Source organism: Arthrobacter pascens, from assembly GCF_017052465.1.
Taxonomy (GTDB): domain Bacteria; phylum Actinomycetota; class Actinomycetes; order Actinomycetales; family Micrococcaceae; genus Arthrobacter; species Arthrobacter pascens.
Genome location: NZ_JAFHKT010000128.1, coordinates 20,962 through 43,509, shown reverse-complemented (window position 1 = coordinate 43,509; position 22,548 = coordinate 20,962). Strand labels below are relative to the sequence as shown.

The window sequence follows — 22,548 nt, the reverse complement described above, 5'->3', positions numbered from 1 at the left end:
AGGTCGTCAGGTCCACTTGAACAGGAGGGCTTTGTTAGCTTCCATTAGGGCGTGAAAACCCACTGCGGGAAAATGCTTAGTCGATGTCCACCAGTCATCGGGGTTCGGCGCGGTGAACATCCGTCGTCCTGAGTTGAATGGTGTGACCTGCCAGAAGCCCTCAGGCCGCAGGTCGGCATGTCCCGTGCCGAGGACCTGGACGGCGAAGATGCCCGGCACTGAACTCCTCATCGCCGCGTGGTTTGCGGTCAGCTCGGGATCGTCGGGCGAATGGAGCCCCCACTGGCTCATCACGCTCCCCGGGGTGACGAGCCCGAAATGTACCCTGGCGACGGCCGCATAGTCGTAAAGCGGTGCCATGTCTTTGAGCAGCCGCGCCAGCGGCTCCAGGGCGTCGGCCCTTCCAGCTTTGATTTCGGTGCCAGGCAGGATCCACCCCTCACCCGAGAACAGGACGTACCAGTCACCGTTGGCTGTGGGGAAGAGAAGTTCCGCCCACCCGATGTCTTCACAGCAGCGCGAGATGACCTCCGCTACCTGGTGCGGTTCGCATCGGGACATCGTGAAGTGGAGCCCTGCGAGGATGGCTCCACTGGTATGGGTCTTGGCCCAGCCGGCGAGCAGATCCACGATGTCCTTGAACGCGGCGCTTTCGACCGCCCAGCTGTCCCAATTGTTCTTGACTGATCGAAAGTGGAGCGGGGTCATGCTGTTGTCTACGGCAGCGTCAACGGCACAGATGGCCGCGCTGTAGGCGTAGCGCCCCGTCCGCGGCCTGGGCCCGAGTTTGTCCGAGCAGGCCGTGATGGTTCCCGTGAAGCCCAACGCAGCAACTGCTTCGGCAATCATCCCCGCAACCTCGACAGCATGGTTGGGGGAGCTCACGGGAAAGATGTAAATTGCCGTTCCCTGGCTCACTTCAACTGCGTGGAACCTCTGGTCGGAGTAGTCAGGCATCCTGATCTCAGCGATCGCGGCGTCGATGTCAGGAGTTGACGGCTGGTGACTTGCGGGTGAGGGCGCGCACAAGAAACCCTGAGTGAATGTCGCGTCGGCGTTCACTTGTCGGATTTTTACCGAGTCAATAGTGATGCCAGAGCGTTCATCCATTTAGTGCCCCTTTGAAGCTGTAGGTGCCCCATGATTTGCGGGTGATGTCAGTAGTCATTTCCAGCCGGAATTCCCCGGCGGGCAGCGCTCGCTACGACATACTCGCTCTCGCCTACCATGGTGGAGCCGTCCTCCGGGCACTCATCATCTCGCTGGCCGCTTAGGAGACACGCCCTAGTGTCCCCGCAGGTAGCTTCGCTTCAGCGCGGCGACGGTCTGCGCGCCCGTCTCAGCAATGACGGGCAACAGCCTCCGTACTGCGGGGAGGTCAGCGGCCCTGATGAGGCGCTCCGATTCCACAGCCAGACTGGCGAGACGCGACCCGCCCACCATGAACGCGGAGTTCTTCAGGCTCAGGACCGCATCCATCGCGAGTTCCGGATCGTTCTCTGCGATTGAGTGCTGCAGGTACGCCAGCCGCTTCTCCCAGATGCCGATGTAGTCCTTGGCGAACGCGCGGGCCACGCCGCTGCCGCCCATGTCCTCCTCCAGTTCGCGAAGGACCGTGAGATCGAGGATGGGGAGCCCGTCCGCCTGTTCCGGTTCGTCCTGTGCGGCAGCCCCGGGACCAGGCAGGCAGACGCCGTTGGCGCCGCCGTCGCTTGTGCTGGACCCTGAACTAGACATGTGTTAAGGCTACTTTCTGACCTTGGGAAAAGCCTGATCCAACTTGGATCCTGTGCAAACCCTGCGCGTTCCTTGTGGTGCGCGGAAAACCTGCGGCATTCCGACCCTACTGGCCGCTGAAGGTTTCGATGGTGTTAATGACGGCGGGTCCCAGGATGGCGATGAACAGGACCGGGAAGATAAAGAACAGCAGCGGAAAGAGGATCATAACGGGCAGTTTCATGGCCTTCTCTTCGGCCCGCTGGCGCCGCTTCACCCGCATCACCTTGGCTTGCACACGGAGGACACGGCTGATGGCGATGCCATAGGTGTCGGCCTGGACTACTGCTTGGACGAAGCTCCGCAGTTCGGGGATGTTAGTACGCTCGGCCAGCGCGAGATACGACTCGCGGCGGCTGCGGCCCACCTGCATGTCCTGCAGCGTCCGGACCAGTTCCTCTGCCAGCGGGCCTTTGCCGTTCTCGCCTGCCCGGGCCATTGCTCCCTCGAAGCCAAGGCCCGCCTCTACGGAAATGAGCATCTGGTCCAGGGTGTTGGCTAGCTCCAGCTGCATGGCCTTCTGCCGCTCTTGGCCCTTGCTGTAGAGCAGCAGATCGGGAATGAAATAGCCAAGAAACAGGACGAAGATGCCGACGAGTTTCATGATGGGCGTCGTTCCGACTGAACTCAGCCATAGCCCCACCAGTCCACCCACCAGGCCCAGGGCGGGTTTAGCGGCCAGCACGCGGCCCAGCGGAAGGTTTGCCGGCCGGCCGGCGAGCGACAGGAGGCGATCAATTTTCTGCACATAGCCAGCGGGGGTGAGGCGGTGACCGATCTTGTCCAGCAGACCTCTGCTGACTTTCTTCTCCACTTCGGCCCGGTGGGTCCCCCTGGACAGGATGTCGCGGGCAATCGCCTGGCCCTTCTTGTCGGTGGAGAGCAGGGTCCACGCAAGGTAGCCGAGCGGCAGGCAGACCAGGAGAAGGGAAAGGAGAATCAAGGGATCCATGGCCGCCTCAGAACTTCAGGTCGATGATTTTGCGCATCCAGAGACCACCGATGGTCATCAGGATGACCGAGGCAACGATCATGATCCAGCCCAGGACTGTGGAAACCATCTTGTCCATGTAACCCGGGCTGACCACCATGAGCATGGCCACGATTCCAATGGGAAGGGCCATGAGGATGTAGGCGGAGAATTTCCCTTCGGCGGCGAGGGACTTTATATGGCCCTTGATCTCGTTGCGCTCGCGGATGGTTTCGTTGACCTGGTCGAGGACCTCAGCCAGGTTGCCGCCCACTTCGCGGTTGATCTGGATGGCCTGGGAAATCCAAACGAAGTCCTCATTCTGCATGCGTTCAGCGGTATCGTTCAGCGAAACCAGCAGGTCCCGGCCGAGGCTCGTCTCCGAAACCACCCGGCGCATTTCCTCGGAAGTCGGAGCTTGCGATTCGTTGGCGGCGGCATCGATGGCCCGCAGGATACTGTGGCCGGCGCGGAGGCTGCCGGAGAGCAATTGCAGCGTATCGCCCAGCTGGTCACCAAACTTGGTCCGCCTTTTGCCCGTGAGGACCCTTAGCACAAGGTTGCCCACAAACGGTGCCGCGATCATCAGGAGAATGGCCAGCAAGGGTCCGGCAACCACCAGACCCACCAGGCCGCCCACAAAGGCGCCGATAATCACCAGGAGCAGAAAATCTGCCTGGCTCACGCGTAGCCCCGCGTTTTCGAGAGTTTCCCGGTTGAAGAAGCGGAAATTCCGCTTGGCAAGGAAACGCTCGATGCCCTGGACGGCTGATCCGGCAAAGCGCGTCAGCTGCGAGTCTGGCTCTGTGCGGAACGGCCGACGGCGGTCCAGCGGCACAGTGGGGGTGCGGGGGATCACCACTGCCACGCCTGCAACGGCGATGGCGGCTATCAGGAGGATGATTCCTAGAGTCAGGACCATTGGCGTCAGAGCTTTCCGCTGGAGGCCACGGGGGCGCCGAAGACACCCGCCGAAACGTGGATGCCCATGTCTTCGAAGCGGTCGATGAACCGCGGCCGGATGCCGGTGGGGATAGGGGAACCGAGGAAGCGTCCGTGCTGGTCGACACCTGCCGAGTAATCGAACACGAAGGCATCTTGGAGGGTCACGATGTCGCCCTCCATACCCTGGACCTCGGTGACGTGCGTGATGCGGCGGGTGCCGTCACGGAGCCGGGAGATCTGGATGATCAGGTTGACGGCGGATGCGATCTGCTCGCGGATGGCTCGCAGGGGCAGATCCATCCCGGCCATCAGGACCAGGGTCTCCAGACGGGCGACGGCGTCGCGGGGCGAGTTGGAGTGGACGGTGGACAGCGAGCCGTCGTGGCCGGTGTTCATGGCCTGCAGCATGTCAAGGGATTCCCCGCCACGGACTTCACCAACCACGATGCGGTCGGGGCGCATACGCAGTGAGTTCCGGAGCAGTTCGCGGATGGTCACCTCGCCCTTGCCCTCGGTGTTCGGCGGCCGGCTTTCCAGCCGCACCACGTGTTCCTGCTGGATCTGGAGCTCCACGGCGTCCTCGATGGTCACGATGCGCTCGTTGGCAGGAAGGAACGAGGACAAGACATTCAGCAGCGTGGTCTTGCCCGTGCCGGTGCCGCCGGAGACGATGATGTTCAGCTTCGCCTTGACGCAGGCGTTGAGCAGTTCGGCCATTTCCGGGGTGAGCGTTCCGAAGTCGATGAGGTTCTGGACTGTTAGGGGCACCTTGCTGAACTTACGGATGGTCAGCGAGGAACCGCCTACGGCAAGCGGAGGAATCACGGCGTTCACGCGGGAACCGTCTTCCAGGCGCGCGTCAACCAGGGGAGACGATTCGTCGATGCGCCGTCCCACCTTGGAGACGATGCGCTCAATGACCTTGCGCAGGTGCTGCTCCGAGCTGAACCGGGAATCTGTCAGCGTCAGCTGGCCCTTGCGCTCCACGTAGATCTGGTCCATCCGGTTCACCATGATTTCGGTGACGGCCGGATCGTCCAGCAGCCGCTGCAGCGGACCGTAGCCGAGCACGTCATCGGCCACGTCGCGCACCAGACGGGAGCGTTCGTCCACGGTCAGCGGAACCTGTTCCGCGTCGATGATGCGGATGAGCTCTTCCCTGGCAGTGCTGCGCAGTTCGTTCTCCGTGATGGTGGAGTCGTTGAACCTCGCTCCCATCCGTTCGAAGAGGGCGGTTGCCGCACGCTGCTTGAGGGCTGCAAAGGCGTCCACCGGCTGCTGGGCCTTGGGCTTGAGGACTTCGTGCTGTGCCGCAGGAGGCTGTGAAGGCTTGGCCGCGGTCTCCTGCTGCGTAGATTTTGGACGTGCGGGATCGCGGCGAGCCGACAGCGCAGCCGTTGGAACTTGCGCGTGCGTCGCTTCCGCTGCGCTCCTTGGTGTCCTCGGCCGGAGCGCCGGGGCGGCGGCTACGGGGGAAGGGGCGGCAGAAGCAACGGCCGTCGCCATTGCCTTGGCCGGGGCAGCCGCAGTCTGGGACTTCGCCTGAGCTATCTGGATCCGTTCGGACAGCTTCATCTAGACCACCACCCGTCGGTGGCTTCGCCGCTGGCCCTTTGCCTGCCCATTGGGGCTGAACCGCTCGACCAGCTGATTGAGTCCTTTGACTGCTGGATCCTTCTTGGCTTCCTGCAGTACCGGAATGCCGCGGTTGGTAGAGAATGCCACGGCGCGGGAACGCGGAACACTGACATCGACGGGTGCGCCGATGGTGGATTCGACGTCCTGGACTGAGAGCCCGCATTTGGCGTCAGCCATGTTCAGGACCACGTGCCTTCCCTCGGGCAGAATGTCGAGTTGGCGGAGGACGTCCAGCCCGGAGCGGAGACCGCGGACGCTGGGAATGTCCATGGCGCTGACCCAGACCACGTCAGTGCAGGCCTCCATGGCGGCAAGTCCTATCTCCGGCAAGCCGGGGGCAGTGTCTACAACGACGTATTGGAATTCTTCCGCCAGCTGTTCCAGCAGCCGGGTGACCTGTTCAGGTGCGATGTGGTCGGCATCGACCGGGTTGTCGGGCGCGCACACGGCGTAGATGCTGGAGGGGTGAACCGTGAGGAACGCCTTGAGCACCAGGGTGTCCTCGCTGGCAGCGGGGGAGACCGCATCCGTAACCGTGTGCTCCGGGTTGAGGTAGAGGCCGGACGCGACGTCGCCGAACTGCAGGTCAAGGTCAACCACCACGACGCTCATGGGCGCCGCCTTGCCGAGCCCTACTGCGAGGTTGGTGGCGATGGTGGTCTTGCCCACTCCACCCTTGGGCGAGAAGACGCCGATCACTCTTCCCTTGCTGTCAGCCTGCTTGGGCTGTTCCGGCCGGTGGCGGGTGGCGAAGGACTGGCAGGCGCGCTCCAGCAGGACCCGCATGTGCGAGGGGTCGGCGGACGGGCTGAGGATATCCCGGATGCCGGCGCGCATGGCCTGCAAGAGGAGCTCCGGATCAGGTTCGCTCACCAGGAGTACCGTAAGGTCCGGCACCTGCACGTCCAGCACCGTGGCCAGGCGCAGCGCATCGTCTACAGGCACATCCGGTCCGAGGATGAGGACTTCTGGCCGCTCCTGGTTGAGCTGGGCGAACAGGTCGTAGGGGCCGGCCGGCAGGACATTGGTGAAGAACGTCTGCACGCCGCCCTGGAGCCCGCCCTCAACGGCCTGCCGCAAGCGGCTGTCGAAGTCCGCGCTCGGCGTGATCAGGACGAAGCGGCTCACTTGTAGACCTCGCTCCGCTGAATGATCCGGGGGCCGCTGTCCTTGGCGTTCGCGGGCTCCTTGCTGAGCCAGATATCTGCGTACTCCGCGGCAAAAACGATCTTTGCAGCGTCGGCGTCGCTGACGGCGACGGTGAGCATGAGGGAACCCGTCGGAAGAGTGGTGTCCTGCGGGTTGCCGGCGTTCGGATCGGCGCTCGCGGTGGGCGCCGGCGCGGCTGTCGGGGCAGGCTCCGGGGCGCGCTGAACGGCTGTGACGAGGGCCTTGCGGACGGTCAGTTTGGTGGTTTCGACGTCGAGCTTGTCTTCAAGTGCCCCCTTTTCAAGGTTGACGAAGACGCCCACACGGTCGCCGGGAGCCAGCCTGCCGCCAACGACGCGGACCGGCTCGAGCTGGAAGGAGACTTCCTGCAGGCCTGCGGGGACTTCTACCGATCCCTGCGTCTTCAGTTCTTCGGGCTCGACCAGGCGTTCGGTCACGAGCTGTTCGCCGGGAACCAGGTCGACGGCTGCCACCTTGCCCTTGGATCCGTCAAAGGACTTGAGGGAAGAGCCGGTCACGGCCGCGGCAGGAAGCTGTTCGGTGGTCACAGAGGCAGTCATGGATTCCACCGGAGTGCCGGCAGGAATCGCCGTCTTGACGACCAGGACCGCCACTGGCTCGAGGTTCTTGACGGCCCGCTGGTCCGCCCCCTGGGCATAGGAAATCACCAACATCGCGCCGACGATGGCGAGGACTACCGCTGCCGCTCCTGCCAACAACCGAGACTTCACGATCTGCTCCTGAGGAATTTTGATTCACTGAACTGCATAGGTCTAGCTGGTGAGTTCGACGACCGTGGCGCCGTACGGGCTGACGGGTCCCAGCTTGTAGCCGTCAGCGAGGGAGACGTACTTGACGAACTTTCCGATGATGCCGCGGCAGCTGCCTTTGCACTGCAGGTCCTTATCGGAAGATGAGGCGTTGTTGTAGACCATCGGGAGCTTGTCGGCACCGCTGAATGCCCATCCCTGCACACTAAATGAGGCGAAGGCCAGCAAGTCGTACGAGGCCCCGGAGCCGGTTCCGGTGACGTCCTCGTACACCGGCAGCAAGACGGTAACTGGTCTGCCGGCACCAAGTTCCGCGGCCCACTTATTGAGGACCGCATCACAGTTCGAGGGGCCGTCGTTGCCGGTGTCGCTGCCACTCTGATTGATGGCCAAGTTAACAAGGCCGCCGCACTGACCGGTGCTCTGAACGATCCAGGCAAAGCCGCCGGGGACAGTCTTTCCGGCAGGGCCGAGGCCGCAATCCGCGTTGGCATTGGAAGTATGGTTCTGCAGAAGCTGGGTTGCACCGTCGACCATGCCCGAAACCTGGCACACCGAAAATGCCAGCGGGAAGGGCGTGGTGCCTTCTACGGGGCTTCCCCAGCGCACGCTCGAACCGGCCGAAACCTCGGCACTGGACATTCCGAGGACCCTGGCGAAGAAGAGGGAGACACTGTTCGTGGCGCTGCCGGTTTCTTTTGCCCCTGCTGTCACCTGGACCGTGCGGTTAGGTTTATCGAGGGAGATGGATTTCACGTTGCTGAGGCCATCCAGCGCATTCTTATTTGCGAGGTCAGCTGCCATTTGAGCTGTTGCGGAGCAGTTTGTATCCGCCTCGTTCTTGGCACATTTGTGCGCCACCATCAAGGCAGCCGAATCCGATCCGTTCTGCAGTTGGGCACGTTCGGCGTAGAGCTTCGCAACGTCAATAGAGATGGCTGCGAAGCCGAGCATTACCACCATCGCAAGTGCGACAATAACGGCGATCCCGCCGCGCTCGTTGTCAGCAGACACTGCTAGCCGCCGCACAGCATTGTTCCTTTTCCCGTCATGCCAAATGGACCGGCAATGCCGGTCATCGTGCTGAGCGAGTAAGTGATTGTCACGGTCATCTGGGCTCCGACCGCGCAGTTAGCGGCGCTGAACGCGATGTTGCCATCTGTCAGAGCCGGGCTTAATTGCGTTGCGGCATTCTTAGCCGCCGTCAGGGCAGAAGTTTGGCTGTTGTTGATCGCCATGCTGCGGACACCCTCGCGGGCAGCATTGGTTAGTAATACTTGAACGTTGTAGGCCCGGCCGAATTCCATGATGCCGAGAAGGATCATTATCAGGACTGGGGCCAGTAATACGAACTCAACCGCGACCGCTCCACGTTCGGATGCCCTCGACATGGTGGCCTCTCATCGAAACTGAACAGTCAGTTTCGGCGGCGGTTTCGCAACCGCCGCCGAACTGACAATCTGGGCTGGTACTTACGCCGCGCACGTCTCAGTCGCTGCAACCCAGTTCGGCGTTGCCGGGGTCGTGATGGAGCACTTTATGTCTCCAAACGCGTCGCCCAGCGAGCCGCCGAGGAGCGTGACGGCGGCAATGATCACAACGGCGATGAGGGCGACCATGATGCCGTATTCAACAGCGGTTGCACCTTTCTCATCGCGGTGGAGGCGGGAGGAGAGGTTGATGTACAGAGAAAGCATTTTGAACTCCTGAGCGAGTGAAGGGAAGCTGGTCCGTCACCAGCTCTGTAAATAGGATGCAGCGTGATTTCCGCCAGGGATAGGCACCTTGGAGCATCCTGTGCCAAGCCTTCCCAAGCTGCGCATATCCTGCGTTATCCCTGCGCTTACCCTGTCCTTCCGCCCTCGTCAGCGCCCGGGGGGCACGCAAAAAGGACCCCCTCGGTGCTGGGATCCGAGGGGGTCCGGTCTCTGCAGCGCCATATGGCGCTGTGTCGTGCTGTTCGGGGCTGTGGAATTGTGGTCCGCCTAGGAGAATACGGCCATGATTTTGAGCACGGCCGGCCCCAGCAACACGATGAATAGGGTTGGCAGGATGAAGAAGATCAATGGGAAAAGCATCTTGACGGGCATCTTCATGGCATGCTCTTCCGCTCGCTGCCGCCGTTTGATCCTCATATCCTTGGCTTGTAACTTGAGCACGCCCACGATGGCAATGCCATAGGTGTCTGCTTGGATTACGGCCCGAATGAAGCTGCGTACGTCAGGAACATCGACCCGGTCGGAGAGCGACAGATAGGCTTCCTTGCGGGACCGACCCACCTGGATGTCCTGCAATGTCCTGATCAGCTCATCGGCCAGCGGTCCGCTGCCGTTTTCACCGGCTCGGCCCATGGCGGTCTCGAAGCCGAGGCCGGCCTGAACCGATATCAGCATTTGGTCAATGGCATTGGGAAGCTCCAGCCGGATCGCCTCACGTCGCTTCTGGGCCTTGGTGCGAAGGAGGATGTCCGGGACGAAGTAGCAGAACGCCACTATTCCTACCCCGAGGATGAGCCGCCCGGCAGAGGGCGCTCCCAGGTACACGATAAGCCCAACGATCGCTCCGCCGAAGGCGAGCAGGGGCTTGACCATAATGATCCTGGCCAGCGGCCACTCCTTGGGCCGCCCGACTCCCGCCAACTGCTTGTCCAGCCACGCTTCATAGCTGTGAGGGGTCAGCCGACGGGACAGTTTTGCGAGCTGCTCATTGACGTTCAGTGACTGGGCGGCCTGGCTTGGCCGCCCGCCCAAGTTGGCTTGAATGTTGCGGAGTCCAGCCCGGTCTCCCGTGAACGTCAGCCAGATCATGCCGGAAATTGGAAGGACAATCGCCAAGATGGCTGCGAGTGCTATGGGTTGCATTTCTTCTACCCCCTAGTATTTCGGCTTGATGATTCGGCTGAGCCAGAACCCACCGGCGCACAGAAGGCCAATGGCTGCACCCACCATGACGAATCCGACGACGGTGGTGGTGAAAACCTGCATGTACGTCGGATTGAAGAGCCCCAGACCGACAAACATCAGGATCGGCAGTGCCATCAGGACGATGGCCGAAACCCGACCTTCCGCACTCAACGCCCGTACCTGGCCTCTAACCTGATTCCGGTCCCGGATCGTTTCGCCCACGTGATCCAGGACTTCAGCCAGGTCGCCACCTACTTCGCGATGGATCTCGATGGCCTGGGCAATCCCGTGAAAGTCCTCGCTGGCCGTTCTGTGCGCCACGTCCGCCAAGGATTCACCCAGGTCGCGGCCGATTCTCGTTTCGTTGACGATGCGGCTCAGCTCCTCAGCCATCGGTGCATCGTTCTCTTGCGCGGCAGCATCGATGGCCCTTAGGAGGCTGTGGCCGGCCCGGAGCCCGCCGGAAAACATCTGCACAGTGTCCGGTACCTGGCTGTCGAACTTCCGGCGACGCCGTGCGACGAGCATGTTCAAGAGAACGTAGAGCAGGAACGGGGCCAGCAGCAATGCCAAGACGCCGATTCCCAGGCCACCGAGGAAGTATCCCAGAACGGCCGCCATCAGAGTCACCGCTCCGGCCATCAGCAGGTAGTCGCCCGGCTCCTTGTTGAGGCCTGCCTGTTCCAGCTTTTCGCGGCTCAGGATTCCGGTAGGCCTTTTTTTGAGGCCGCGGTTGAGTGCCCCCACAGCCTGGCTGGTAAGGCGAGTCAGACTGGAGGAGGAGGAGGAGGAGGAAGAAACGGCGTCAGGGCGTCTTCTCGAGAGGGGTACACCCGCTCGGCCCTTCAGAACTACTCCGAACACCAGGCCGAGTGCGAGGTAGACCAGGAACAGCCCGCCCACGAACAGTGCGACCGGCACGTCGGTGGCCATGACTACCGGCCCCTGACTGGCTGGGCCCCGAAGACGTGGGGTGAGACGTGGATGCCGAGTTCCACGAACCTGTCAGTGAACCGCGGCCTAACCCCGGTCGGGACCGGCTTGCCCAGGAAGCGGCCGTTGGCATCTACGCCAGCTGAATAGTCGAATACAAAAGCATCCTGAAGAGTGACGATGTCGCCTTCCATTCCCTGGACTTCGGTGATGTGTGTAACCCGGCGGGTTCCGTCCCGGAGCCTCGAAATCTGAACGATGACGTTCACCGCCGAGGCCACCTGTTCCCGCACAGCCCGCAGCGGGAGGTCCATGCCGGCCATCAGCACAAGAGTCTCCAAGCGGGCGATGGCGTCCCGGGGGGAGTTTGCGTGAACAGTGGAGAGTGATCCGTCGTGGCCGGTGTTCATGGCCTGCAGCATGTCCAGACATTCTCCTCCGCGCACTTCGCCGACGACGATGCGGTCAGGACGCATGCGAAGGGAGTTCCGGACGAGGTCACGTATTGCAACTTCACCCTTGCCTTCAATATTGGGCGGCCTGCTCTCCAGCCTGACCACGTGGCTCTGCTGTAGTTGGAGTTCAACGGCATCCTCAATTGTCACAATGCGGTCTGAAGCCGGAATGAAGGATGAGAGCACGTTGAGGAGTGTGGTCTTGCCCGTGCCGGTACCTCCCGAGACGATGATGTTCATCCGGGCGAGGACACACGCCTGCAGCAGTTCAGCCATCTCCGGGGACAGACTGCCAAAGGCGATGAGGTTCTGGACCGTCAACGCTTCGTGGCCGAACTTGCGGATTGTAAGTGCAGGTCCGTTCACTGCCAACGGGGGGATGATGGCGTTGACGCGGGAACCATCCGCGAGGCGGGCGTCCACCAGAGGTGATGATTCATCAATCCGTCGGCCAACCTTTGACACGATCCGTTCGATGACCCGCCGCAGGGCATCGTCCGAAGCAAACTTAGTGTCCGTCAAGGTGAGTTTGCCGCCGCGCTCCACGTACACCTGGTCATAGCGATTGACCATAACTTCGGTAATTGACGGGTCGTCGAGGAACCGCTGGATAGGGCCGTGGCCCAACACGTCGTCAATGATCTCCCGAATCAGTCTCTGACGCTCGGACATGGTCAGCGGAACCTGTTCCTCATCGACGACGATCTTCAGCTCGTCCTTGACGTACTGGTGGAGTTCGGCCTCCTCAAGTGAAGAGTCGGTGATGCGGGCACCCAGACGTTCGTAGAGTGCCTGGCTGGCCCGCTCCTTGAGGGCGCCGAGCGCGCCACTGGCAACTGCCCCCGTCTGCGTCAGTTCCACCACGTCCGCGGCGCTGGCGGTCTCGGCCGTCTTGGCGTCGTGAATGCGGCCAAGCGTCACCGGCTCATTCGATCCGTCCGGAGCCGTGAACGGGTTTGGCGAGACTTCCTCAACGGTGGTTGAGGGCGACCCGTTGCCGCGCACTTTCTCGAGTCTGCGTGTGAGGTTCACTGGACTACCGCCCTTCGATGCAACTTCTTATGGGGTCTGGCTTCCCAATTGGGTTTGAAACGGTCTACGAGCTGCTGCAGGCCCTTTGCTGCGGGGTCACGGCCGCCGTCCTGAAGAACCGGCACACCCTTGTTGGTGGAAAAGGGAAGGGTGCGTGACCGTGGCAGCACCACGTCCACCGGCGCGCCGATAGTCGCTTCCACGTCGTGCAAGGTCAGGCCAGTGCGGCGATCGGCCATATTGAGCACAACGTGCCGGCGTTCTGGCAGGAGATTCAGTTCGGCCAGGATCTGGCTTCCAGTGCGCAGGCCCCTGATGCTCGGAACATCCATGCCACAGATCCACACCGCATCCGAGGCCAGGTCCAAGGTTGCGAGAACGTGCTCGCCCAGTCCAGGTGCCGTGTCAATGACCACGTATTGAAATTCCTGCCGCAACTGGTTGAGGAGCTGAGTGACGTGCTCACCAGTGATGCGGTCCATTTCCACTGGATTCTTCGGCGCGCACAGGGCGTATAGTCCCGCCGGATGCACGCTCAGGTACGTCTTGAGCACCATCGAATCCTGGCTGGCGGCGCCCACCACAGCATCAGTGATGGTGTGCGCGGGCTCCAGCATGAGACCGCTGGCCACGTCGCCGAACTGGAGGTCAAGGTCCACGATCACCACACCCATGGGTGCGATTTTGGCGAGGCCAACGGCGAGGTTGGTCGCAACGGTGGTCTTGCCCACACCTCCCTTGGGGGAGAGGACGGCTATGATGCGTCCGCCTTCAGCGTGTTCGCGGTGTTCGGAGCTGCTGGGTGCGAGACCCCGACGTCGGCCGGCTGCTGCGAGGCTTGCCCGCTCCACGATGATGCGGATGTGATCGGCTTCGGCTGAAGGGTCAAGAAGGTCACGTACACCGGCCCGCATTGCCTGGATGGCGATGTCGGACGACTCCCCGGCGACCAGAATCATGCTGATCTCGGGGTACTGCAGATCCATGACCGACGCAAACTTCAGCGAGTCATCCTCCGGCAAACCGGGACCGAGGATGAAGACTTCCGGTGGCTCGCCGAGGAGCTGCTTGAGCACTTCCTCGGGACCTTGGGGAAGGTAGTCGGCCGCGAAGTACTGCAGGGAGCCTGGCATGCCGGCAGTGGCCATCCGGACGCGGCGTTCGAAATCGGAGTTCGGCGTGATGAGAACAAAGCGGCTCATCGGAATACCCTCGTCTTGTCGACTACGACGGTGTTGCCCTCGGTTGCTTCAGCCGGTTCCTTGGACAGGTAGATTTTGCCGAATTCGACGGCGTACACCAGCCGCGTGGCGTCGACTGAGTTGCGGGCCACGGTGATGAGATAAGTGCCATCGCTTTGGTTGCTGTTAGTGGAACCCATCGCACCCTCTGCCTTGTCACCCTGGGCGGTGTCCGGCTGCGCGGCGCTGCCGTTGCTGAACTGGGCCGCCGTGACCAGTACTTTGTGGAAGGTGAGTTGGGTGCCTGCCGACTGAGTTGCGCTGGAACCCTCCGGGAGCGAAATGAAGATGCCGACGGTGTCGCCGGCGGTGATCTTTCCGCCAACCACCCGGTCTATGGGCAGTTTGATCGAAATCTCCTGCATTCCATCCGGCACAGCAACCCTTGAAGGCCCGAGGAACGCATCGGCGTCGACCATACGGCTGGACAGGAGCTGTTCGCCCGGTACGAGCGAAACGGCGGTTACTTTGGTGCCTAGGGCGGCCAGGTCGGTGACGGTCCCCTCGGTTAACGTGGACTTCGGGAGCGGCTTCATGGCCACGGAGCCGCCAAGTTCGCTGGCGGGTGTGCCGGCGGGAATGGCTTTCTGAACTACGAGGACCTCCGAGGTCTCCGTACCTGCCATTGCCCGTTGATCTGCGCTTTGAACATATGTGATGAGAAGGACCGTGCCGATGATTGCAACGACTAGCGCGGCGATGCCTCCCAGTAGGCGTGTTTTCAATTTCTCCCCTTAGATAATTGCTTACTTGATCAGCCCGATGACAATGACATTGCCGTTGGGTGTGGTTGAGCCTCCGCTGAAGAGGTTCGGATCTGCGGAATACCCCACAAAGGTTCCGTAAAGGCCTTTTTGACTCCCGCTGAAGACGTTGGTCGGGTCGTACTTGGCCTGACCGGTGAAATTCCACGCCTGGAGCTTGAACCCAGCCCACTTCTCGATGTAGTACTTGACGCTGTTGCCGCTGCAGCTGCCGAACTGTGCGGCTGGCATTCCGTCGCACGTGTACTTGTAAACGGGCAGTGCAACGGTAGAGCCGGCCAGCGACGGGTTTATCGACGGATTGAAAAGGTCGATGCACCCGTTGGGAACGGCCGCGCCGGGGCTAGTCTGGCTCCATTGGCCGACTTCGGCTGTGACCTTGCATCCGGTGTTGCCGTCAGGGGCAAGCCAGGCAAATCCGCCGGGAATGATCTGGTTCGATGGATTGAGCCCGTTGCAGTCCTGGGCGCCACTGCCACCACCTTGAGTGAGGATTTTGTGGGGCATTCCGTCGTCCTCGAATTCGCATGTAGCAAAGGCCAGGGGGAGGACGGAGACGCCCTTGGTGGGGTAGAACCACTTGGCTGTTGCGGTGGCACCTACTGTTGCCGCCGGAGCGTTCAGGACACTCGCGAACATCTTGCTCAGGAACCCGGCGTTTGTGGTGCCGTCCTTAGTGGACGTAGTGACCGAAACCTGGCCCGCTACCGAGAGGTTTACCGACTGCACCGTCGATTTCGTGTCCTTGGCGTTGCTGTTTGCCAAGGCAGCTGCCAAGGCGTCTGCATTAGCCTGCGTGCAGCCCGACTCCGCGCAGAGATCTACTGCTGCCAGGGCGCCGGCGTCGGCGCCGTTCTGGAGTTCGGCACGCTCCGCGTAGATCTGCCCGGTATCTACCGCCAGGGCGCCGGCTCCGATCATCACCAGCATCATGATCGCCACCAGGACGCCGGTAGCTCCACGTTCCCGCGATTCTGTGTGGGCCACTAGCCGTTGCATCGCATTGCTCCTACTCCCGTGAGGGTCACTGAACTGCCAAACAGCCCGGTCATTGTTGCCGAGTTGTAGGAGATGGTTACTTTCATGGTGGTGTCCGGGGCGCAGGCGGCGGGCGCGAATGTATACCCGAGCGAACCAGGTGCCAGTCCCGGTGACCCGGCGACTGCCGCAGCTTTAGCGTCCGTTTGGCTGTTCTTGACGGCCATCGTCCGGGCTGCTTCGCGGGCCGCCTGCGTCACAGAGATCTGGGCGTTATAGGCATGTGCAAACTCGACGATTCCCGTGACAAGAGCCAGCAGCAGCGGAGCAACCAAGGCGAACTCCACGGCCACGGCGCCACGGCTCTTGCCGTCCGTGCTTTCCTTGCAGGTCTTCTTCAACGGATCCCCCGAGGATGGTTGGAAGTTTCGAAGTGTGCGGAAGGTTCGGCTACCAGGTGCCCACTCTGGTTTCAAAGGAGGAGAACCAGGTGTTGAGCGCGGTACCGAAGGCGGTGATGCCAACGATGATGATCAAGGCGATGAATGCTACGAGGAGTCCGTACTCCGTGGCGGTTGCGCCTTTTTCCGATGCGAGACGGTCCTTGATGCCGGCAATGAAGGCAAGAACGGAGACCATTCGTGAAGTCATTTGAGTTCCCCTTCCGGTAAGGGCGGTGCCGACGCGTAGCGCTGGCCAAACGCCCACTCGAGGTGTGCCGCGCCGGCCTTAGTGACCGGACGCGGCACCCGTCGATGCGAGTTGGGCTTACCAGGTGCCCACGGTGGTGCCGAGGGAGGAGAACCACGTGTTGAGCGCGTTACCGAACGCAGTCACGCCCACGATGATGAGGAAGGCGATAAACGCGACGAGGAGCGAATACTCAGTCGCAGTTGCGCCCTTTTCCGATGACAACCGGTCCTTTACTCCCGAAACGAAAGCGAGAACCGAGACCATGAGAGCAGTCATTGTATTTTCCTTAAATTCGATGGAATATTTTCTTCGAATTCCGGCGCCCCCCAAATCCGAAAGGTCCGGTGCTTCGATAGCAAAAGAATTACATCGAGAAGGAAAAGCAACAATGCGTAGCCATACCCGACTTTGTCAGGGGACCCACAAGTAATCCCCCCAAGAAAGTACTCAGTCGGAAAACCCCAAGGTGCGAAACTACTTGGATTGATAAGCCTGGCTGGGCTTTATTCCTGGAAGACTAGGCGGCAGGAGGGCCTGCGCAGTTCGTCAGGGCGTGAGCAGGACCGCCCCAAGTGTGGCCGCCAGCATGGCAGGGCCGTAGGCAACTTCTGCCGGCTTTTCGGCACGCCTAAAGGAAATCAAAACGACGGAGAAAATGCCGCCGAAGACAAAGCCCGCCGCGCCGCCGTAGAACAGCTGACCCCAGCCTAAGTAGCCCAAGTACAGGCCCACAGGCGCGGCCAGCTTGACGTCTCCCATTCCGATGCCGCGGGGCGAAATAATGGCCAAAATCAGGTAGGCGACGAACAGGATGACAGCACTGGCGGCCGCGCGGAGCAGGTCGGACCAGCCCGCGGAAGCCGAGCTGCCAGCCGCGAACAGCACCAGGCCGCCAATGAAGAGCGTCAGCACGAGCGGATTGGGCAGCAAGTGGTGGGCGAGGTCTATCCGCGCCAGTTGCACGCCGAGCACCGCAAGAACCAGGAAAGCCGGCAGTGACCAGTCCATACCCAGCCGCAGGGCCAAGGCGGCGCAGAGGACGCCGGTGACGGCCGCCGTCGTCATTCTTGACCTGAGAGAAGGCAGTCCGCCAAGGCGGGGGAGTGTGCGGGCGATGAGCCGTTCAGCCAGTACGCCGAGGGTAGTGCCGAGCAGGCCGATGGCGACGACGAATAGGAACCCGCCGCTGGCGGCGATACCTACAATGGACACGAAGACTCCCTGGTTGGATCGGCCGGCGCCGGCGCGGGCGTCCCAGCCCCCGCCACCGGATACCCCATTTTGACCCTGACGCCCGCTTCACGCTATTCTTGGTAGTCGTTGTGCGTGTCCTTTCTCGATGATGCGTGCCCGCTGAGAATCCGGTTGCAGGATAACTACTCCTCGGGCACATTCGAGACTCCAGGACCACTGGATTCATAGAGCCCTCACCTCTGTTCCGGTAACGCATAGATAGTAGGTGCACACCCTTACGTGACACCTAAACAAGAACGCCAGAACAAGAACGAGGCAAACACCGTGCGTACGTACACCCCGAAGCCCGGCGATATCAACCGCCAGTGGCACGTCATTGACGCCACAGACGTTGTCCTTGGTCGTCTTGCCAGCCAGACCGCAATCCTGCTGCGCGGCAAGCACAAGGCCACTTTTGCGCCCCACATGGACATGGGCGACTTCGTCATCATCATCAACGCTGAGAAGGTTGCCCTCACCGGCGCCAAGCTCGAGCAGAAGCGCGCTTACCGCCACTCCGGCTACCCGGGCGGCCTGACCTCCGTCAACTACGCGGAGCTGCTGGAATCCAACCCGGTCCGCGCCGTGGAGAAGGCCATCAAGGGCATGCTCCCCAAGAACTCCCTCGCTGCACAGCAGCTGGGCAAGCTGAAGGTCTACCGCGGTGCAGAGCACCCGCACGCCGCCCAGCAGCCCAAGACTTTCGAAATTTCCCAGGTCGCCCAGTAGTCCTGGCCACCAAACAACTTATCTATACAAGGAGAACCGTGGCTCAGAACGAAGAGACCACCGAAGCCGTTGAGGCCGAGGAAACCCTGACCAGCTACACCTCGGAAAGCGGCGCCGCTGAGGCTGCCGCCCCGAAGAAGGAGCGCCCGGCACTGACCGTTGCCGGCGCAGCTGTTGGCCGCCGCAAGGAAGCCGTTGCACGCGTTCGCGTTGTGCCGGGCTCCGGCAAGTGGACCATCAACGGCCGCGAGCTGGCGAACTACTTCCCGAACAAGCTGCACCAGCAGGACGTCAACGAGCCCTTCAAGATCCTCGATCTTGACGGCGCCTACGACGTCATTGCCCGCATCCACGGCGGTGGCCCGTCCGGCCAGGCCGGTGCACTGCGCCTCGGGATCGCCCGTTCACTGAATGAGATCGACGTCGAGAACAACCGCGCCACCCTGAAGAAGGCCGGCTACCTCACCCGTGACGCCCGCGTCATCGAGCGTAAGAAGGCCGGTCTCAAGAAGGCCCGCAAGGCTCAGCAGTACTCCAAGCGCTAATCCCGCTTACGAAGCGCTGCCGCTTCACAGAAGCCCGTCCCGCCATTGGTGGGGCGGGCTTCTGCGTTTGTACGTTCACTCCAGCGGACGGGTGAGATCGAACAGGCGAACGCCGTCGACTTCTTCAGAAGCGAAGGTGGCCTCGATCCAGGACACGACTGCCCGCGTATTTGGACTAGCCGCTGCCCACTCGAGGATCCCCGGTTGATGGATGTAATATCCGATCTCCTTATTTGCTACATACAATTTAAAATCGTTCAGGTTGGGATAAACATCTCCCGTGGAAAAACCGCCTATCGACATTACCGCCCGCCCCGTCGCCAATTGATATAGCGCTGCATTTTGGCTGCCGGTTGTCACCGCGGCCCACGTTGCGTCAGGAGGGACTCCTTCAATCTGGGACGCAATTTGTGGTATGACTGGCTCTCCCCGGGCCTCCGAGTATTTGCTTTTTTCATTTAGGCGCAATTGTTCGGCATCCCGCCGGTGCCAGCTTTCAATTGAGGGCACCGGCCCTGAAATCGGAAACGATCCTTGCTGGGGGGTTGTCACAGACTCAACCACAAACAAGAACGGAACCAGCAGGATCGACGCCACTGCCAAGACGTGAGCCAGGGCGGTGGTCCGCGGTCGGTAACCGCCCAGCGATAGCCCCAGGATCGCTGCGGCGGCTAACGCCATTGACTTGGTGGTGAACCCTGCCCACGGTTGCCATTCCTGGAACCACGTCAATATCCCGGACGTCACGAGGAGGCAAAGCAGAGTTAGCAGGGCTGCGCCCCGGCGAAACGACGTCCGGGTTCGACTGACCCAGAAAGTCTCGATCGCGTGTGCGGAGAGACAGGACATGGGAATGGCTAGCATGCATGTGTAGTAAGGATGGATGTCTCCTGTCATGAAGCTGAGCACTGCGAAGGTGGTCGCGAACCACACCAGCAAGAGTAGGGATATAAGTGATTGGAGGCGGCTGAGTTTGCTGCGGAACAGTCCTGCAACCACAATGACGGCGCCGACGAACGCAACGGGAAGAAACCAGGCGACTTCTGGTGCGTAGTTGATAGTCAGGAGTCTGAGGAAGCTGGCGTCATAGCCGACAACCCCCTCGAAGTCCTTTGGGTTTGTAGCTCCCAGCCCCGCCTGGCCCGTGAGCCTCCCGAAGCCGTTGTAGCCGAATGTCAGTTCCAAAAAGCTGTTGCTAACCGAGCCGCCGATCCAAGGCCTCGCAGAGGCGGGAGTAAGTTCAACAACAGTGATCCAGGCGGCCGGCGGCAGGATCATCACCACTGCGGCGACCATTAGCCTCTGCAGCCTGGACGCCAGGTTGCCGAAACCGAACGCCAGAAACGCAGCGGCGACGGCCGGCACCAGAATCCAACTTTGAAATTGCTTGCAGAGGAAGGCCAACCCCAGAACGAAAGCCGCTAAGTACAGGTGGCGCGCACTACTCCGCTCTGCCGACTTGATGAGCAGGAAAGCTGCCAGAGCCCAGAGCAGGAGCAACAGGGCGTCCGGATTGTTGAAACGGAACATCATCGAGGTGACCGGCGTAAAAACAACCAACACACCGGCAACAAAGGCTTGCCGAGTGCTGCCCCAGAAAAGGGCCGATCTGTAAACCAGAAAGACTGTCGCCATGCCCATGAGGGCCTGTGGAGCTAATACGCTCCAGGAACTCAGGCCGAAAACCTTAACCGAGAGCGCCAGCACCCATAGGTGCAGCGGCGGCTTGTCGACGGTTAGGCCGTTGCCTGCGTCGGCAGAACCGATAAGAAGAGCAGCCCAGTCCATGGACCCCGCCTGGGCGGCCGCAGCGTAGTAGGGGTTACCCCACCCGTTTACGGTGATGTTCCAGAAATAGACCGACCCTGAGATGGCCATCAGGAGCAATTCCGGCCACCGCCGTACCCAGATCCTTTGGACTGAATCAGTGTCACCGCCGGTGGAAGGGTTAACGGGTGAGGTTGTAGACAGTGACGCCATCTATTTTCTCCGCTCTGAACGTTTCAGCGACCCATTCGTGAATTGCACGTAGCTCGGCGCTGTTGCCTGGAACCTTGAGTTGTTCTGGTTGTTCCACCAAGTGGCAGAGCCGTCCTGCCTGCACCCATTCTTTGAACTGGGCCAGGGTTGGGCTGGGGTCGGTGGCAGCGAACCCTCCAAGGGGCATCACTGGCCGGCCGATCTCCAGTTGGAAGCGAGCCGCGGTCTGCCCGGGGTAGGTCGCGGCAGCCCACGTGCACTGTCCGGAAGCGTTTCTCAGATACGACGCGAGGACCGGACTGGGCGTCACGCCGATAGCCAGCCCAGAAGCCCATGCCGGGTCCCCATTCTTTACTCCGGACAGGAAGCGGCTGAGCGTATTCGGGTTCCGGGAGAGACCGCCCGACAGCGGATTTGAACCTTCCTGCGGGGTGGCCAGGGCTATGGTTGAGCAAAACGCAGGTCCCACCATCAGGGTGCCGATGGCCAGCCAGGCGGCCGCTCGGTGCACCCATTTCCCCGGTGCTGGCACGGACAGCAATGCGCCAGCGAGCAGACCCAGGAGGAGCACTCCAGTACCCAGCACTTGCGGGTATGCGGCGCTTAGTCGCCACATCGCTTGCGCAAAAATGCAGCTCGAAACCACGGACGCGGCGATGGCGATTCGGCTCAGGCGTGACTGCCGGGGCGACGTGAGCAGTTCAGCACCCAAGCCAAGACAGAGCGCCAAGGGTGCCGCGAGAGATGCGGTGTAATAGGAATGGAAGCTGTTCCCCATGAAACTGAGCATGAGATATGTGGTGATCATCCACGTCACTGCAGCTACTGCAAAAATCGACTTGTTCCGGCTGTACCGGCCCCTCAGGACTTTCACCATTATGGCGACGCAAGCCAATAATGCTGGAAGTAAGAGCCAGCCAATCTCCTGGCCGTAGTTCGAATTAAACAGGCGGAACAGTCCGGCGTCCGTCTCGACGCTCCGCAATTCTTGAGGAATGAGTGCCACGGAGGGATCATCCTCGTGCTGCAGGACGCGATTGATCCCGTTGTAGCCAACAGTTAGCTCGAGCATGCTGTTGGATGCAGAGCCGCCTACATAGGGGCGGGAGCCAGGGGGAGTGAGATCGACGGCCAGCGGCCATGCCAAGGATCCCACCGCCAAAACCATCCCGGCCAGAAACAGTGAGACAACCCTTGCCCGCCACGCTTTCTGCGCATAGAAGCAGAACGCCAGCGCTATGGCCGGCAGTACGAGGAATGCTTGAAGCTGTTTGGCAAGAAACCCCAAGGCCAGAATGCAGGCTGCCAAGTACAGGAACCTTGTCCGGCCGGACTCCGTGGCCCGAATCCCGGCATAGAGGGCCGCAACCATCAGCAGCACCATGAGGGGATCGGGGTTGTTATAGCGGGCCAACAGCACGGTGATGGGAGTGCACGCGAAAACAGCGGCGGAAAGCAGAGCGGCCGACGGGGGCAGATGCCTCCGCGCCAGGCGATGGATCAACAGGATGCTCGCCACTGTCATCGCGGCCTGGGGAAGCAAAAGAGCCCATGTGTTCAAGCCAAAGAGCCGGACCGACAAACCCATGATCCACAAGCTCAACGGTGGCTTGTCCACGGTTATGGAGTTGCCCCAATCCGAGGACCCAAAGAAGAATGCGGCCGGGTCATTCTGACCAGCCTGTACTGCCGCCGAGTAGTAAGCATTTGCCCAGCCGTTATCTGCTATTCCCCAGACGTACAGGAAGGCTGCCAAAACCAGGATGCCGGCAAGGCCCCATGGCTCCCATCCC

Annotated in this window: 24 protein-coding genes; 2 read left to right on the top strand and 22 right to left on the bottom strand. The window is 61.4% G+C overall.

The window, feature by feature from the left end:
* Nucleotides 1-6: 6 nt before the first annotated feature.
* From JYA52_RS08545 to JYA52_RS08450, 20 genes are all read right to left on the bottom strand, one after another.
* On the bottom strand, nt 7-1,110 hold the full coding sequence (locus JYA52_RS08545; RefSeq protein WP_205652776.1) for a hypothetical protein: 1,104 nt from the start codon (nt 1,108-1,110) through the stop codon (nt 7-9).
* 174 nt (nt 1,111-1,284) lie between these two features.
* Nucleotides 1,285-1,737, bottom strand: coding sequence for an Hpt domain-containing protein (locus tag JYA52_RS08540; RefSeq protein ID WP_205652775.1), 453 nt, complete (start codon nt 1,735-1,737; stop codon nt 1,285-1,287).
* Nucleotides 1,738-1,843: 106 nt separating this feature from the next.
* Nucleotides 1,844-2,728, bottom strand: a complete 885-nt coding sequence (locus tag JYA52_RS08535; protein WP_205652774.1) for a type II secretion system F family protein — start codon at nt 2,726-2,728, stop codon at nt 1,844-1,846.
* A 7-nt stretch (nt 2,729-2,735) separates the two neighbouring features.
* Nucleotides 2,736-3,668: a type II secretion system F family protein gene (locus tag JYA52_RS08530; RefSeq protein ID WP_205652773.1), complete on the bottom strand. Its 933-nt coding sequence runs from the start codon at nt 3,666-3,668 to the stop codon at nt 2,736-2,738.
* 5 nt (nt 3,669-3,673) lie between these two features.
* Nucleotides 3,674-5,266 carry a TadA family conjugal transfer-associated ATPase gene (locus JYA52_RS08525; RefSeq protein WP_205652772.1) on the bottom strand — a complete coding sequence of 531 codons (1,593 nt, stop codon included), beginning with the start codon at nt 5,264-5,266 and terminating at the stop codon, nt 3,674-3,676.
* Nucleotides 5,267-6,457 carry a CpaE/TadZ family protein gene (locus JYA52_RS08520; protein ID WP_205652771.1) on the bottom strand — a complete coding sequence of 397 codons (1,191 nt, stop codon included), beginning with the start codon at nt 6,455-6,457 and terminating at the stop codon, nt 5,267-5,269. It lies immediately after the preceding gene.
* Nucleotides 6,454-7,230: a Flp pilus assembly protein CpaB gene (cpaB, locus tag JYA52_RS08515; RefSeq protein ID WP_205652770.1), complete on the bottom strand. Its 777-nt coding sequence runs from the start codon at nt 7,228-7,230 to the stop codon at nt 6,454-6,456. Before cpaB (JYA52_RS08515) ends, JYA52_RS08520 begins: the two co-directional genes overlap by 4 nt.
* A 42-nt stretch (nt 7,231-7,272) precedes the next feature.
* The gene (locus tag JYA52_RS08510; RefSeq protein ID WP_307869340.1) at nt 7,273-8,283 is read right to left on the bottom strand and encodes a pilus assembly protein TadG-related protein; all 1,011 of its coding nucleotides are present in this window, start codon (nt 8,281-8,283) and stop codon (nt 7,273-7,275) included.
* A 2-nt stretch (nt 8,284-8,285) separates the two neighbouring features.
* Nucleotides 8,286-8,660 carry a TadE/TadG family type IV pilus assembly protein gene (locus JYA52_RS08505; RefSeq protein WP_205652768.1) on the bottom strand — a complete coding sequence of 125 codons (375 nt, stop codon included), beginning with the start codon at nt 8,658-8,660 and terminating at the stop codon, nt 8,286-8,288.
* 81 nt (nt 8,661-8,741) lie between these two features.
* A complete protein-coding gene (locus JYA52_RS08500; RefSeq protein WP_205652767.1) occupies nt 8,742-8,966 on the bottom strand; it encodes a Flp family type IVb pilin in 225 nt (74 codons plus the stop codon).
* Between the two features lie 288 nt (nt 8,967-9,254).
* A complete protein-coding gene (locus JYA52_RS08495; RefSeq protein WP_205652766.1) occupies nt 9,255-10,130 on the bottom strand; it encodes a type II secretion system F family protein in 876 nt (291 codons plus the stop codon).
* Nucleotides 10,131-10,142: 12 nt separating this feature from the next.
* Entirely contained in the window at nt 10,143-11,105 is a 963-nt protein-coding gene (locus JYA52_RS08490) for a type II secretion system F family protein (protein WP_205652765.1), read from the bottom strand.
* 2 nt (nt 11,106-11,107) lie between these two features.
* A complete protein-coding gene (locus JYA52_RS08485) occupies nt 11,108-12,592 on the bottom strand; it encodes a TadA family conjugal transfer-associated ATPase (protein ID WP_205652764.1) in 1,485 nt (494 codons plus the stop codon).
* Entirely contained in the window at nt 12,589-13,794 is a 1,206-nt protein-coding gene (locus tag JYA52_RS08480; RefSeq protein ID WP_205652763.1) for an AAA family ATPase, read from the bottom strand. Before JYA52_RS08480 ends, JYA52_RS08485 begins: the two co-directional genes overlap by 4 nt.
* Nucleotides 13,791-14,459, bottom strand: coding sequence for a Flp pilus assembly protein CpaB (cpaB, locus tag JYA52_RS08475; RefSeq protein WP_205652762.1), 669 nt, complete (start codon nt 14,457-14,459; stop codon nt 13,791-13,793). The genes JYA52_RS08480 and cpaB (JYA52_RS08475) overlap by 4 nt, the downstream gene beginning before the upstream one ends.
* Nucleotides 14,460-14,579: 120 nt before the next feature.
* Entirely contained in the window at nt 14,580-15,596 is a 1,017-nt protein-coding gene (locus tag JYA52_RS08470; RefSeq protein WP_205652761.1) for a TadE/TadG family type IV pilus assembly protein, read from the bottom strand.
* The gene (locus tag JYA52_RS08465; RefSeq protein WP_205652760.1) at nt 15,584-15,976 is read right to left on the bottom strand and encodes a TadE/TadG family type IV pilus assembly protein; all 393 of its coding nucleotides are present in this window, start codon (nt 15,974-15,976) and stop codon (nt 15,584-15,586) included. Before JYA52_RS08465 ends, JYA52_RS08470 begins: the two co-directional genes overlap by 13 nt.
* A 49-nt stretch (nt 15,977-16,025) precedes the next feature.
* Entirely contained in the window at nt 16,026-16,226 is a 201-nt protein-coding gene (locus tag JYA52_RS08460) for a Flp family type IVb pilin (protein ID WP_205652759.1), read from the bottom strand.
* A 117-nt stretch (nt 16,227-16,343) separates the two neighbouring features.
* Entirely contained in the window at nt 16,344-16,544 is a 201-nt protein-coding gene (locus JYA52_RS08455) for a Flp family type IVb pilin (protein ID WP_205652758.1), read from the bottom strand.
* A 270-nt stretch (nt 16,545-16,814) separates the two neighbouring features.
* Nucleotides 16,815-17,480: a prepilin peptidase gene (locus JYA52_RS08450; protein ID WP_205652757.1), complete on the bottom strand. Its 666-nt coding sequence runs from the start codon at nt 17,478-17,480 to the stop codon at nt 16,815-16,817.
* A 306-nt stretch (nt 17,481-17,786) separates the two neighbouring features.
* Here JYA52_RS08450 and rplM point away from each other — a divergent pair, with 306 nt between their 5' ends.
* Together rplM and rpsI are read left to right on the top strand one after the other, a co-directional pair.
* The gene (rplM, locus tag JYA52_RS08445) at nt 17,787-18,230 is read left to right on the top strand and encodes a 50S ribosomal protein L13 (RefSeq protein WP_011692756.1); all 444 of its coding nucleotides are present in this window, start codon (nt 17,787-17,789) and stop codon (nt 18,228-18,230) included.
* A 38-nt stretch (nt 18,231-18,268) separates the two neighbouring features.
* Entirely contained in the window at nt 18,269-18,775 is a 507-nt protein-coding gene (rpsI, locus tag JYA52_RS08440) for a 30S ribosomal protein S9 (protein ID WP_205652756.1), read from the top strand.
* A 75-nt stretch (nt 18,776-18,850) separates the two neighbouring features.
* On the opposite strand, the gene JYA52_RS08435 is transcribed toward rpsI, so the two are convergent.
* Together JYA52_RS08435 and JYA52_RS08430 are read right to left on the bottom strand one after the other, a co-directional pair.
* Nucleotides 18,851-20,563 (bottom strand): glycosyltransferase family 39 protein, encoded by a 1,713-nt coding sequence (locus JYA52_RS08435; protein ID WP_205652755.1) that lies wholly within the window; start codon nt 20,561-20,563, stop codon nt 18,851-18,853.
* Between the two features lie 160 nt (nt 20,564-20,723).
* The gene (locus JYA52_RS08430) at nt 20,724-22,511 is read right to left on the bottom strand and encodes an ArnT family glycosyltransferase (RefSeq protein ID WP_205652754.1); all 1,788 of its coding nucleotides are present in this window, start codon (nt 22,509-22,511) and stop codon (nt 20,724-20,726) included.
* Nucleotides 22,512-22,548: the final 37 nt, after the last annotated feature.